The organism is Caulobacter sp. ErkDOM-E (assembly GCF_048541895.1).
Lineage (GTDB): Bacteria > Pseudomonadota > Alphaproteobacteria > Caulobacterales > Caulobacteraceae > Caulobacter.
This window is the reverse complement of sequence record NZ_CP183331.1, coordinates 1,198,584-1,210,985: the sequence shown is the minus strand read 5'-3', so window position 1 is coordinate 1,210,985 and position 12,402 is coordinate 1,198,584. Positions and strand designations below refer to the sequence as shown.

Below are 12,402 nucleotides of genomic sequence, written 5' to 3'. Positions count from 1 at the left end.
GAACTCGCCCGAAAGACGGCTTGACCCGGCGGCCGCGTCACCGCGCCGGCGCTTGCTGACCTGGCTGCTGGTGGCTGCCCTGACCAGCCTGACCCTGGCCGGCCTGACCGCCAGCCCGCTTACGACGCGCCTGGACAATATCCTCTACGACGCCCTGCAACGCGCCTCGGCGCGGCCCGTCGATCCCTCGATTCTGATCGTCGAGGTCGATGAAAGGAGCCTTCGGGACATGGGCGCCTGGCCATGGTCACGCACTGCCCACGCCCGGATGATCGACCATCTCAGCCAGGCCGGCGCGCGAACCATTGTCTATGACGTGCTGTTCAGCCAGCCTGCCGCCACGCCCAGCGATGACGTCGCCCTGGCCAACGCCATCGCCCTGTCGGGACGGGTCTATCTGCCGCAATTCATCGAGCCCGGCCCGGGTGAAGGCGCGCCGCAGCAACTGGTTGGACCGCGTCCAGACATCGCGCGCGGCGCGGCCGGCCTGGGCCTGGTCCATGTCATGTTCGATGCGGACGGCGTTGTCAGGCGCATGGCGCCGTTCGAGGCCTTTGGGCCCGACCTGCGTCCGGACCTGATGACCGTGGTCCATCGGGCCACGCACGCGTTCGACGCGCGCGACATCACGCGCGGCGCTGAGACCAGCCTGCTGATCCCCTTCGCCGGCGCGCCGGATCGCTTTCCACGCCTTTCGTTCTCCGACGTGCTGGCCGGCGATGTCCCATCGGAACTGATCGCTGGTCGCACCGTCTTTGTCGGCATGACCGCGCCGGGTCTGGGCCCCGCCTTTCCGACCCCGGTGACGCCCGACGCGGCCAGCATGACCGGCGTCCAGCTTCAGGCCAGCATCCTTGACGGACTGCGCAGCGGCACGATGATCCGCCCCGCCGGTCTGGTCAGTCGCATCGCCTTCGCGCTCAGCCTGCTTTGGCTGTTGCTGGCGGGCCTGCTGGTGCTGCCGCCGCGCGCCAATCTGATGCTGGTGTTGGGCCTGTCGAGCCTGGCCCTGGCTCTGAGCTGCGCCTTCTTCTGGCGCCTCGACCTTTGGCTTTCGCCCGTAGCGACGATCATCGGTCTGGCGACCGTGTCGCTGGTCTGGGGTTGGGGACAGTTGGGCCGGGTCAGCGACCTGCTGGGCCGCGAGCTAAGCCGCCTTTTGCCCGTGACCCACACCCCGCCGGCCGAGGGCTTCGAAAGCGATCTCGTCGCCCGCCAGGCGCTCAGCCTGGGCGCCGCCATCAACCGGATCGAGGACCTGCGTCGTTTTTCGGCCGACGCCCTCTTCAGCCTCCCCGACGCCACGATCGTTCTGGACGTCCGACGGCGGGTGATCGCCGCCAACGCCGCCGCCCAGTCCCTGCTGCGCGGAACCCACCTGCCCCTGGCCGGCGCCTCGGTGGCCTCCCTGCTCAACGCCCTGGAGCCCCTGGGCCGCACCTTTGATGAGTCTTGGCCGCCCGAGGCGGAGCGGATCGAGCCGGTCGATCTGCACCTGAGCGACGGTCGCGCCTATCAGTCCCAGACCGTGTTCCGGCGCGACGAGGCTGGCGAGAGCGCCGGCTGGATCGTGCGCCTGGCCGACATCACCACCCTCACGGCCGCGATGCGTCAGCGCGAGCAGGCCCTGCAGTTGTTGACCCACGACATGCGCTCGCCCCAGACCTCGATCCTGGCGCTGCTGGCCACGACGCCCGACCTGCCTGAAGACGTGTCGGACCGGCTGGCTGCCTGCGCCCGCCGCACCCTGGCCCTGGCCGACGGCTTCGTGCAACTGGCCCGCGCCGAGGTCACGCCGGTGGCCATGGAGCCGGTCGATCTTTGCGACGTGGCGGTGGAGGCTGTTGACGAGCTGTGGCCGCAATGCCGCCAACGCGACATCAAGATCCTGCAGGATGGCTGCGATACGCCGCTGATGGTTCTGGGCGACCGGGGCGTGCTGGCCCGCACCCTGGTCAACCTGCTGGGCAATGCGGTCAAGTACAGCCCCGAGGGCTCAGAGATCAAGGTTTCGGCGCGCGCGACCCGCCAGGACGGCCGAGCCTTCGTCGATATCGCCATCAGCGACCAGGGGCCTGGCCTGTCGCCGGAAGAGGCGGCCATGGCGTTCCGGGCATTCCAGCGGTTCGACCGGCCCGGTTCAGACGCGGCCGGCGGCGTCGGTCTGGGTCTGGCCTTCGTCGACGCCGCTGCTGCGCGTCATGGCGGCGGTGTGTTATGCGCCAGCACGCCGGGCGCCGGCGCAACCTTTACCCTGCGCCTACCGGAGTATCGCCCCGGCTAGGGGGCCGGCGTGGTCAGCGCCTTGACCAGGCGATCGGCGGTGACTTCGGCGTCGGCGGCGTCGGCCCTCACAGTCGCCCAGGCGGCCGGCTTGCCGGTGGCGACATCCAGCACAACGGCAGTGGCCGTATGGGCCGGACCGCGACGGTTCCAGAAGTGGCGCTTGGTCGGCGCGCTGCGCCAGGCGGTATCCTTGAACGAGGCCCCGGCGACGCCGGAGACCCCAACAACCGGCGCCGATACGCCAACGCCCACCTGCAGCAGATAGGCCGGCGGCCGCCCCCCCGAGACGTCCGCGCCGCTGGCCGCCAGACGCTTGAGAACCCCGGCCTGAATCGCAGTGGCCAGGGCCGCATCAGAGGACGCCGACTGACCGCTCAGCGGCGCCAGGCTCTGGCCGCGCAGGGCCGCGAGACTTCCCTCACGCACCACCGTGGGCGCCGTTGCACAACCGCTCAAGGCAAGAGCGCCCGTCAGGCTGAAGACCAAGATACGCATGGAACTCGCTCCCTCATCGCCGTCTCTCGGCGACACCCCGATCAGCGACGGAAACTAGCCATCTCGGAGGCTGAGGTCACCCGTTGATCGCGTCCATGTCGCGCTAGAGTGGCGCCGCCCAGTCAAGGAGCAGCACGAGCACCCAGAGAAACAGGGCCCATAGCGCCAGACTGGCCGTGATGGCGGCCGCGAACCGCAGCATCCAGCGTCTGGCAGGGTGCGGATCAGGGCCCAGACCCATGCGGCCGAGCCTATGTTGCATCCAGACCAACAGCTTCACCACACGCCCGAGCGCGCACGGCACAGGTCGCGCAGCACCCGGACAAGGTTCTGCGCCGGCCGATCGGGGAGGGCCACGCTCTGGATCTTGCTGTGACCGGACCGCGTGCGGCGGCCTGCTGCAACTCCCTTCATACCCCACCCCCGACCCATTTTGAGGCTGTTAGAAACCATGAGCAGAAATGCCACCAGAGGTTACGGTTCCATTTTTACAATCCGTTACAATGCCTTGCAGTGATCAGACCCGCTGGCCAGGCGGCCGCCCATGCGTGGCTGCAGGCGCAGGAGGGCCCGGGGTGACACCAGCGATGGGCCTGCGACCGGATGGTGCGGCGGGCGCTGGCCGATCTGGAAAGGCCCCGGCCTCCTACAGCGATCGCAGCCTTGCCGAGCAGTCCGCAGCCTCGCGCGGCGCGGCCGAACTGGTCCGCATCCAGTACAGGGAAGGTGGCGTCGATTTCCTGGTGCTTCCCAACGCCGAACGCACCCCGCTGGTCGCCGACGACACCCTCTGCGTCGCCGGGATCAGCGTCAATACCGACGTCGTAGCCACCTACAAAGCGCGGGGCCGTGGCTGGAAGCCGGCATCCGCATAGAGGAAGAATGGCGACGATGACGGTAACGCTCCGTTCACCGCCGCGGGCGCCCAATGTCCGCGCGTCCATCCGTCGCAAGCGTTGCAGTGTTGTAGCGACAGAGCTGGGGGACTAGGTTCAAGGCTAGGTCGGGGGACCTTTTCCATGAGTATGTGTCGCTATGGCGTTTGACCTCTCGCACCCCGAAACTCTCGCCACGGCGGGGTCCGAAGATCCGCAGTTCTATCTGAACGCAGACGGCCGGACCGGCACGACGGTCAACGGCAAGCCCAGCCTATCCGTCGAAACGGCGGGGCTGACCCTGGTGGGCTTTGCGCCCGGCTGGTCCTCGGCCCTCGGCGAACCCTACACCCTGACCTATGGCTTCCGCTCGACGGCGCCTGATGCCATGCCCGACGACACGGCCGGGTTCTCGCGGTTCAACGCCACTCAAATCCAGCAGGCAGAGTTCGCCCTGACCTCATGGTCGGATGTCGCCAACATCACGTTCATAAGGGTCGGCGCAGGCTCGACGGGAGAAACAGCCTATTCGAACCAGGCGTCCATGCTGTTCGGCAACTATTCCAGCGGTGTGGAGGGCGCGGTCGCCTTCGCCTATCTTCCGGGCAACCCGGCGATCACGGCGCGCTCTGGCGACGTCTGGATCAACAGCACCTATGGCTACAACACCGAGCCTACAGCCAACAACTATGGCGGCTCGGTCCTGGTCCATGAACTGGGCCACGCCATCGGTTTGGACCATCCCTCTGACTACGACGCGGTGGACGGGGCCAGCTTCACCTATTCTGCCAACGCCGAATACTATCAGGACTCTCGCCAGTATACGGTGATGAGCTATTTCAGCGAGAGCAACACCGGCGCAAGCTATGGCGGCCGATACGCGTCCGCCCCTCAGCTCGACGACATAGCGGCCGCGCAAGCGGAATACGGGGTCAACATGACCACCCGCACCGGCGACACGACCTACGGCTTCAATTCCAACGCCGGCCGATCCTGGTTCGAGGCCACCACAGCCTCCACCAAGGTGATCTTCGCCGTCTGGGACGCGGGCGGAAAGGACACCTTCGACTTCTCGGGCTATTCCAACACTCAGGTCATCGACCTTCGCCAGGGTCACTTCTCCGACGTCGGCGGTCTGGTCGGGAATGTCGCGGTGGCCATGGGCGCCACCATTGAGGACGCCCGCGGCGGTTCCGGCGTCGACACCCTAACCGGCAACGCCTCGGCCAACTGGCTGCGCGGCGAAGCGGGCAACGACACGCTCAACGGTCTGGCCGGCGACGATCGCTTGGACGGCAACGACGGCAATGACACGATCACGGGCGGCGATGGCTTTGACCAGATCAACGGCAATATCGGCGCCGACTACGGCTATGGCGGCGCTGGGACCGACTGGGTTGTCGGCGGCCAAAACAACGATCAGCTGTTCGGCGACGCCGGTGATGACATCGTCTACGGCAACCTCGGCAACGACGTCTGCTACGGCGGCGTGGGGAATGACATCGTCCGCGGCGGCCAGGGTGACGATGTCCTGTCAGGCGACGAGGGCAATGACTGGCTGGCCGGCGACCGCGGCGCCGACAACATCACCGGCGGGGCCGGGGCGGATATCTTCTACAGCTTTTCCGGCGCCGGCTCTGACCTGATCACCGACTTCAGCCGCGCCCAGGGTGACCGTATCCAGCTGGATGCCGGTCAGACCTACAGCCTCTATCAGAGCGGGGCCAACGCCATCATCGACCTCGGCGGCGGCGACCAGATCATCCTTTCCGGGGTCAACATCTCGGCCCTGACCGGTGACTGGCTGATCGGCGGCTAGAACAATTCCTGATCCGACTGGATCGGAAAATGTTCTAGTCTTTTGTTTGACGCATTTTCTGACGACGAACCGGCGTCCACTTCGTCGGAAAATGCTCTAGTACGGCGCGTCGCCGACGATGGTCACGCGCTCGACGATCCGCTCCTGCGGCCAGTAGTCGAGGATGGCGTAGTGCTGGGTGGCGCGGTTGTCCCAGAAGACGATCGCGTTCGGCGTCCAGCGGAAGCGCACCTGATATTCCGGCGTCTTCACACGATCCAGCAACTCGGCCAGCAGAGTCCTGGCCTCGTCCTCGGGTAGGCCGAGGATGCGGGTCGTGAAGACCTTGTTGACGAACAGATGCTTGTCGCCCGTCTCCGGATGGGTGCGGATCACGGGGTGAACCATCAGCGGATAGGCAGCGCGCAACTCGTCGCGCTTGGCCTGATCGACGCGATAGCCATAGCTCTGGATGATGTCGTGCTCGGCGGTCAGGTCAGCCAGCTTGTCCTTCAGGGCCTGGGGCAGGTCGCGGTAGATGGCGGCCGTATCGGCAAACAGGGTATCACCGCCCAGAGGTGGCATGTCGCGCATCCGCAGCACCCCGCCCATCGAGGGCGCCGCGCGGAAGGTGACGTCGGTGTGCCACTTGTTGGCCACGCGAACCAGCGGCACGATCTCCTCGCGCAGCTTCATGCCGTCGGCGGCCTCGATGTGCAGGATTTCGGGAAAGCCCGGCACGTGGCTGGTGACCGGATGGCCCTCCAAATCGCCGAAATAGCGGCCGAACCGGACATGGTCGGCGTGGCTGATATCCTGGTCGCGGAAGAACACCACCTTGTGGCGCAGCAGGGCAGTCCGGATCGCCGCCACGACCTCGGGCGTCAGCGGTTCACGCAGATCCAGTCCGGAAATCTCGGCGCCCAGCACGGTGCTGACGGGGGTGACGGTCAGACCCGCATAGTCTGGGGTATCGACGGCGGCGATAGGCGCGTGAGCGTTCATGGCGTCCTCCCATTGGGCGCTGCCCGTCCGCGCGAGCAACCTTGATGGCCCTACCCTATGCGTGGGGTTTTCAGGCTCAACGGAGTTTTTCTCCCATGCCTGTCAGAGGCGCGGAACCAACCCGTCGATGAAGTCTGGGCTGGATCGCGTTGCAGCCTCTATGGTCGGGCCGCTAAGCTGGGCTTTATCGTCCCGCTCACGACCCGTCAGCGGCCAGCGGAACCCCAGCATGACCCGCGTCTTTGTCAGCGCCTCGGCAGCCGAACCCTTCGCCGCCGCGCCGCTGTCGCGACAGCTGGAGCCCCTGCTGTCCGCGACGTTCGAGGGCGGCTTCATCCCGGGCGTCAACACGTTCGACTGGAGCAGCCTGGGACCAGACGCCCGCATGGCCGGCCCCTTCATGTCGCCCGCCTGGCGGCCGATCCTGGCGGCAGGACGGTTCGAGCGCCTGCCGACGACCTACCACGGCTTCGCCCGGCGAGTGGCGGCGGCGCGCTATGCGGCGGGGCTCTTCATGGTCACGCCGCCAGACGCCAATGGCCTCTGCTCGTTCGGCCCAACCATCGATTTCCCCCCGACGGCTCTGGAGCGATGCGCGATCAGGATCGGAGTGATCAACCCGTCCCTGCCCCGGCTGCCAGGATCGCCGACCGTACCCGTCAGCGTCTTCGACGAGCTCATCGAACTCGACACCCCGCTGGTGGAATATGCCGTCCGAGCGCCGGGGACCGTCGAGACGCTGATCATTGAGCATGTCGTCGCGCTGATCCCCAACGGCGCGACCCTGCAAGCCGGCATCGGCCGACTGGGCGACGCGCTTTGGGTGGGGCTCACCGGCAAGGAGGGCCTGGCGCTGCACAGCGGCATGATCTGCGATCCGGTCGCCGGGCTGATCCGCCAGGGCGTCTTCGCACAGGTGACGACGGGTAGCCTGCTGGGATCGCGCGCCTTCTACGCCGAGGCCGCTGATCTCCCGGGCGTCGTCATGGCCCCGGCCCTGGAGACGCATGACGTCGCCCGCCTCGCCCGGATCCCGACCTTCGTCGCCGTCAATTCAGCCATCGAGGTCGATCTGCTGGGACAGGTGAACGCCGAATGGGTGGATGGCGAAGCGATCTCGGGTCCCGGCGGCCTGCCCGATTTCATCGGCGGCGCGCGTCGATCAGCCGGCGGGCTGCCGATCATCGCCCTGGGCTCTACGGCCAAACGCGGCGCGATCAGTCGGATCGTTCCACGCCTGGATGTTCCGCCGACCCTGCCCGCCTCCGAGGTCGGGATCGTGGTGACCGAACATGGCGCGGTCGATCTGCGAGCGCTGCAGGGCGAGGCGCGCGCCATGGCCTTGATCGAGATCGCTGCGCCCGACCATCGGGCTGCCTTGCGTCAGGCGTGGCGACGCGGCGTCTGACTACAAGTCCAGCACGAAGGCGCCGTCGTCGTCCGCATGGGCTGTCGCAACCTGGGCTGCCGAACGCCGGGCGCCATGCAGGTCTGTGTCGGACAGATCCGTATCGCCCAGATCGGCGTCGCGAAGATCGGCATAGCGCAAACTGGCCTTGGCCAGTTGGGTAGGCTTTTCGCGATCGACCTTGAAGGGCAGAGCGCTTAGCAGCGCCCCGCGCAGATTGGCCTGTTTGAGGTTCGCGCCCAGAAGACTGGCGCCGCGCAGGTCGGCTTCGCGCAGGATGGCGCCTCGCAGATCGGCGCCGTCCAGCAGCGCCCCCTGCAACGAAATCCGGCGCAAATCCATTCCGGCCAGACACGCATTTTTGGCGCTGACCGCCGTCAGGAAGGCGCCCGCCATGTCTGCGATGGGTCGCAGGTCCTCGCCGTCCAGCACGGCGGGTTCGCCTGACTTGCCGCCGCTGGTCACCCACTCGCGGTGCGCCGCCAGCTTGACGAAAATGAGGGCGGCGCGTGCGGCGGCCTCCGCCCCCGGGTCGCACAGGCAGCGGTCCATGACCGCGCCCATCGTCCGGGCCTGGGCCAGATCCACGCGTGTCAGGACCGCATCGGTAAAGTCGGCGCTTTCCAGATTGGCGCCGCGCACGTCGACATCATCGATCACCGCCCCGCGCAGGCTGGCGTTCTTGAGATTGGCGCCGACAAGTTTCGCGCCACGCATCGAGCATTCCGAAAAGTCCGCCGCCGCTGCGGATACGTCGTCCAGGCGGGAGCGGTCGAGCACAGCCCCCGAGACATTGGCCCCGTCCAGCTGACCGGCCGAGACCTTGTGGCGAATGAGGGCGAACTTGGTGTCCTCATCGGAGATGGCGATCCGGCCCGCCCGCAGATCGGCCTGGGTCATGTTGGCGTGCGAAAGATTGGCGCCCTTCAGGCGCGCCCCTCGCATGTCGGCCTGCACCAGCGAAGCGCCGACAAAGCTGCTGGCTTGCAGATCCGCGCCGAACAGGCAGGCCCGAGCCAGCCGCGCTCGATCGAACTTGCAGCGAATCAGGGTGCTGCCGGTCAGATCCGCGTCGGCCAGATCACGCCCCGAGAGATCAACGTCCTCCATAATCGCGAAGCGCAGCACCAGTCGCCGACCGCCCGGCTTTCGCGCAACGAACCACTCATGTGCGGCGACCATCAGATGGGCCTCACGCTGATTGACGCGAATGCGCTCGGGGTTTTTCGCGGGCTTCAGGGCCACAGGTCCGGAATCTCCCGAGCGGCGAAGGCCGATCTCGTCTGACCCTCAGGGTTAAGCTCAAACCCTTTATTTTCGGTCGACCGCTGGCATGTCCGCGGATCGGCGAAGGTTACGCGAAATCAACTGGCGCGGCGCCCGCTCAAACTGAGAACATAGCCTCATGATTCTCGAAGGAAAAACTCAACCCCAGAAGAAGCGCCGCCAGCCGATCGGCGCGCGGATCAAGTCGCGTCGCAAGGCGTTGGGCTTGACCCTGCAGGAACTGGCCGATCGATCGGGCCTGTCCAAGCCCTTCCTGTCACAGGCCGAGCGCGACCTGACCACGCCGTCGCTGATGTCGATGCTCGGCTTGGCCAAGGGCCTCCAGGTCGAGGTCTCCTATTTCATGGAAATCCCGCAGGCCCAGGACATGGTGCGGCGCGCCGACGAGCCGGCCGAAATCGCCGTGGACTCGCCTGTGGCCTATTTCGACCTCTCCTCAGCCCTCCCAGATCGCAAGCTGGACGCGGTTCTGATGCGCATTCCGCCCGGCCACTGCTTTCCGGTCGACACCCGCAATGGCGAGCACTTCCGCTATGTTCTGGAGGGCGAGCTCTATGCCCGGGCGGGCGACATCCACACCGTACTCAGGGCCGGCGACAGCATGCACTTCGACGCCCGCGCGCCTCACACGGTGGAGAACCGCACTGACCGCGAGGCGGTTTTGCTTTATGTCGGCACGCCCAGTGTTCTGCAGCGGGGCGCGCCGGCAGAGCCCGCCTAGTCTATGCCAGGGTCCATGTCGCCGATCGGCATCCCGGGCGGCGTTTCGGGCTTCAGCTTGGTTTCGCCCAGCACCCGTGTCAGTTCGTCGTCGTCCTTCAGCAGGGCCACCAGACGCAGGTTCAGGGCGCGGTCGGAGGCATCACTGCCCGGCGTGGCCTTAAGCCGGGCGGCCAGATCAACAAGCTTTTGATCGATCTCTGAGGCGGCCTGGGGCGAGCGTTTTACGTCACGCGCCGCAGCGGCCAGATTCAGCACCGTGCGCCACCGTACCCGCCGGGCGACCTCGGCCTGACGCCCCGAGGCCGGTGCAAAGACCGTCGTCAACAACGTGTCGACGACCTCGCCAACGCCGGGCTGGGCGGGATCGCGGCGATGCTGGTCGACCAGGCGCGCCAGGCGGTCGGGCGCGAGCAGCGGGTCAAGCGTCACGCCAGCCGCCACATCAGCGGCCACCAGCGGGTCGAACACCGGGCCGCCCATACCGGCGAACACCTCGATGACATGCTGGCGGTCGGTCTCGCCCGATTGCCCGCCCGACAGCAGCGGGAGCAGCTTTTCGGGCGTGTCCAGCTCGGCCGGCGCCAGGGTCGCCATCAAGGCGGCCAGGGCCGCGCGCTGCTTCTCGGGCGCCACCAGCGGCGCGATCTGGCCCGCGTCGCCCTTGACGGCATAGCTAAACTCGACGCCCGCCACCTGCTTGACCGTGGCCTCGACCTGGTAGCGATGCAGCAGATAGATCGGCACGTACTTGCGCTTGAGGGTCTCGACCGTTTCGCCGGTCTTCAGAGCGCCCAGACCAAACTGGTCGATCGCCACCCGCCGCACGGCGATCATCCGCCAAAGCTCGGCGACCGAGTCCGCGCCATCATCCCACAGCGCGCCCCACGGCTGCCCGGAATTGGGGCCGCGCGCGTCGCTGTCAGTGATGTAGCGGAGCTTTGTGGCCGCCGCCTTGGCCGTCAGAGCCTGCTTCGGCGCCTCGCCATACAGCCAGTCGACCGTGAACATGTCCCACGCGCCGACGCCGACGCCATAGGCGTCGGACAGGTCGATTTTGCCGTCCGTGACCTTCACGCGCGGGGCGGGATAATCCATCACCGAGGCCCGATCCTGGGTCGAGGCGGCGAAATTGTGCGCGAATCCGATCGAATGGCCGACCTCGTGGGCCGACAACTGTCGCAGCCGGGCCAGCGAGACCTGGATCGGATCGTTGGCTCCCCCCTTGCCGTTCTGGTCGGCGCCGACCAGGCCTTCAAAGATCAGCATATCCTGGCGCACCCGCAGCGCGCCCAGGATCACCGAGCCCTTGAGGATCTCCCCGGTGCGCGGATCGGATACCGACTGGCCCATTGACCAACCCCGGGTGGCCCGGTCGACCCAGTTGATGACGCTGTAGCGCACGTCCAGCGGATCGACGCCCTCGGGCAGGACCTCGACGCGATAGGCGTCCTTGAAGCCCGCCGCCTCGAACGCCTTGGCCCACCAGGCCGCGCCCTCGACCAGGGCGGTGCGGATCGGCTCGGGCGCGGCGCGGTCGACATAGAAAATGATCGGCTTCTTGACGGTCGAGACCGCCGCCGTTGGGTCGGTCTTTTCCAGACGGAACCGGCGCGCCCAGCGACCGACGATGTCGTCGCCCAGCGGCACGGCATAGTCCAGGCCGACGACGCCCCAGGTGCCCGTGCGTGGATCAAAGGCGCGCGGCACAAAGCCCGGCGCTGGCAGCTTCACCAGCGAGTGGCGGACGATCAGGGTGATCTGCTTGGCGTCGGGAGCGATGTTGCGCGTCTCGGGACCGGGCGTGTCGGAAGCAAAGGTCTGGCGAGCCTCGAACTCGATGTTCTCAGGGAACACCTTCACGGCCGAAGGGTCGGCGATCGACAGGTCGGAGACCAGCTTGAAGCCATTCTCCCCGGCCTGCTTCAGGACGTCGGCGGCGCCGATCACGTCGCGGGTCAGAAAGCTGGAGATATCCACGAGGATCCGGCCGTCCGGCGTCTCGCTGACCACGTCTCCGGCCCAGACCGTCGAGACGGCGAAGGACTCGCGGGCCGCAATCTGTTCGGCGGCAGGCGCGCCGGCGGCGGTAAACTTGGGGTTCTCGTACTCGGCGATGACCTTCTTGCCGATGCGACGGAACACCAGGACCTGGGTGTCCCCCAGAGCGGCGCGGTCCAGGCCCACCGGGGCCGAGCCAAGACCGGTCTTCAGCGCCGCCACATAGAGGAACCGACCGCTGACGCCATCGGCGTCGGCCTTGGGCAGGGACAGCAGGATGCGGCCCTTGGCCTTATCGATGTGAACCGGCAGCAGGCCATCCTGGCGCGTGGTTCCCGCCAGGGCGGCGTCGGAAGCGGGCGGCTTGTCCTTGGGCGCGGCCAGGACCGGCGTCGCAGCGGACAGAAGCAAGGCCGCCGCGAGCGCGGCGCGGCTGACGGATCCGAACATGTAAGACGCCCCCAAATGAACTGACCGGTCGCGCGAGCGAGTCCCGCGCCACTTCCGGCGGGCGCGACCCTCTCATC

11 protein-coding genes are annotated in these 12,402 nt (G+C 67.2%); 5 read left to right on the top strand and 6 right to left on the bottom strand.

Annotation, left to right across the window (positions count from 1 at the left end; all coding sequences use genetic code 11):
• The first annotated feature begins 52 nt into the window (after positions 1-52).
• Complete coding sequence (locus tag ACN2C7_RS05935; RefSeq protein ID WP_419320465.1) at positions 53-2,284, top strand: CHASE2 domain-containing protein; 2,232 nt, start codon at positions 53-55, stop codon at positions 2,282-2,284.
• Here the strand turns inward: ACN2C7_RS05935 and ACN2C7_RS05930 are convergent.
• From ACN2C7_RS05930 to ACN2C7_RS05920, 3 genes are all read right to left on the bottom strand, one after another.
• The gene (locus ACN2C7_RS05930; RefSeq protein ID WP_419320464.1) at positions 2,281-2,781 is read right to left on the bottom strand and encodes a hypothetical protein; all 501 of its coding nucleotides are present in this window, start codon (positions 2,779-2,781) and stop codon (positions 2,281-2,283) included. The two genes, ACN2C7_RS05935 and ACN2C7_RS05930, sit on opposite strands and share 4 nt — an antisense overlap.
• 103 nt (positions 2,782-2,884) lie before the next feature.
• Entirely contained in the window at positions 2,885-3,043 is a 159-nt protein-coding gene (locus ACN2C7_RS05925) for a hypothetical protein (RefSeq protein WP_419320462.1), read from the bottom strand.
• Between the two features lie 14 nt (positions 3,044-3,057).
• Positions 3,058-3,195, bottom strand: a complete 138-nt coding sequence (locus tag ACN2C7_RS05920; protein WP_419320460.1) for a hypothetical protein — start codon at positions 3,193-3,195, stop codon at positions 3,058-3,060.
• Positions 3,196-3,356: 161 nt separating this feature from the next.
• Here ACN2C7_RS05920 and ACN2C7_RS05915 point away from each other — a divergent pair, with 161 nt between their 5' ends.
• Together ACN2C7_RS05915 and ACN2C7_RS05910 are read left to right on the top strand one after the other, a co-directional pair.
• Positions 3,357-3,656, top strand: a complete 300-nt coding sequence (locus tag ACN2C7_RS05915) for a hypothetical protein (RefSeq protein WP_419320459.1) — start codon at positions 3,357-3,359, stop codon at positions 3,654-3,656.
• Positions 3,657-3,816: 160 nt separating this feature from the next.
• A complete protein-coding gene (locus ACN2C7_RS05910) occupies positions 3,817-5,475 on the top strand; it encodes a M10 family metallopeptidase C-terminal domain-containing protein (protein WP_419320457.1) in 1,659 nt (552 codons plus the stop codon).
• Between the two features lie 96 nt (positions 5,476-5,571).
• Here the strand turns inward: ACN2C7_RS05910 and ACN2C7_RS05905 are convergent, their stop codons facing one another.
• Positions 5,572-6,459, bottom strand: a complete 888-nt coding sequence (locus tag ACN2C7_RS05905) for a TauD/TfdA dioxygenase family protein (RefSeq protein WP_419320455.1) — start codon at positions 6,457-6,459, stop codon at positions 5,572-5,574.
• Positions 6,460-6,688: 229 nt separating this feature from the next.
• On the opposite strand from ACN2C7_RS05905, the gene ACN2C7_RS05900 reads away from it, so the two are divergent.
• The gene (locus ACN2C7_RS05900; RefSeq protein WP_419320453.1) at positions 6,689-7,867 is read left to right on the top strand and encodes an acetyl-CoA hydrolase/transferase family protein; all 1,179 of its coding nucleotides are present in this window, start codon (positions 6,689-6,691) and stop codon (positions 7,865-7,867) included.
• Here the strand turns inward: ACN2C7_RS05900 and ACN2C7_RS05895 are convergent, their stop codons facing one another.
• A complete protein-coding gene (locus ACN2C7_RS05895; RefSeq protein ID WP_419320451.1) occupies positions 7,868-9,112 on the bottom strand; it encodes a pentapeptide repeat-containing protein in 1,245 nt (414 codons plus the stop codon).
• Positions 9,113-9,272: 160 nt separating this feature from the next.
• Here ACN2C7_RS05895 and ACN2C7_RS05890 point away from each other — a divergent pair, with 160 nt between their 5' ends.
• Entirely contained in the window at positions 9,273-9,875 is a 603-nt protein-coding gene (locus ACN2C7_RS05890) for a helix-turn-helix domain-containing protein (protein WP_419320450.1), read from the top strand.
• Here ACN2C7_RS05890 and ACN2C7_RS05885 read toward each other — a convergent pair.
• Positions 9,872-12,325 carry a zinc-dependent metalloprotease gene (locus ACN2C7_RS05885; RefSeq protein ID WP_419320448.1) on the bottom strand — a complete coding sequence of 818 codons (2,454 nt, stop codon included), beginning with the start codon at positions 12,323-12,325 and terminating at the stop codon, positions 9,872-9,874. The genes ACN2C7_RS05890 and ACN2C7_RS05885 overlap by 4 nt on opposite strands.
• Between the last annotated feature and the right edge of the window lie 77 nt (positions 12,326-12,402).

Coding starts and splice junctions, on each gene's coding strand:
- ACN2C7_RS05930 (WP_419320464.1), bottom strand. CDS start 2,781: ATGCGTATCTTGGTCTTCAGCCTGACGGGCGCTCTTGCCTTGAGCGGT.
- ACN2C7_RS05920 (WP_419320460.1), bottom strand. CDS start 3,195: ATGAAGGGAGTTGCAGCAGGCCGCCGCACGCGGTCCGGTCACAGCAAG.
- ACN2C7_RS05905 (WP_419320455.1), bottom strand. CDS start 6,459: ATGAACGCTCACGCGCCTATCGCCGCCGTCGATACCCCAGACTATGCG.
- ACN2C7_RS05885 (WP_419320448.1), bottom strand. CDS start 12,325: ATGTTCGGATCCGTCAGCCGCGCCGCGCTCGCGGCGGCCTTGCTTCTG.
- ACN2C7_RS05910 (WP_419320457.1), top strand. CDS start 3,817: ATGGCGTTTGACCTCTCGCACCCCGAAACTCTCGCCACGGCGGGGTCC.
- ACN2C7_RS05925 (WP_419320462.1), bottom strand. CDS start 3,043: ATGCAACATAGGCTCGGCCGCATGGGTCTGGGCCCTGATCCGCACCCT.
- ACN2C7_RS05900 (WP_419320453.1), top strand. CDS start 6,689: ATGACCCGCGTCTTTGTCAGCGCCTCGGCAGCCGAACCCTTCGCCGCC.
- ACN2C7_RS05890 (WP_419320450.1), top strand. CDS start 9,273: ATGATTCTCGAAGGAAAAACTCAACCCCAGAAGAAGCGCCGCCAGCCG.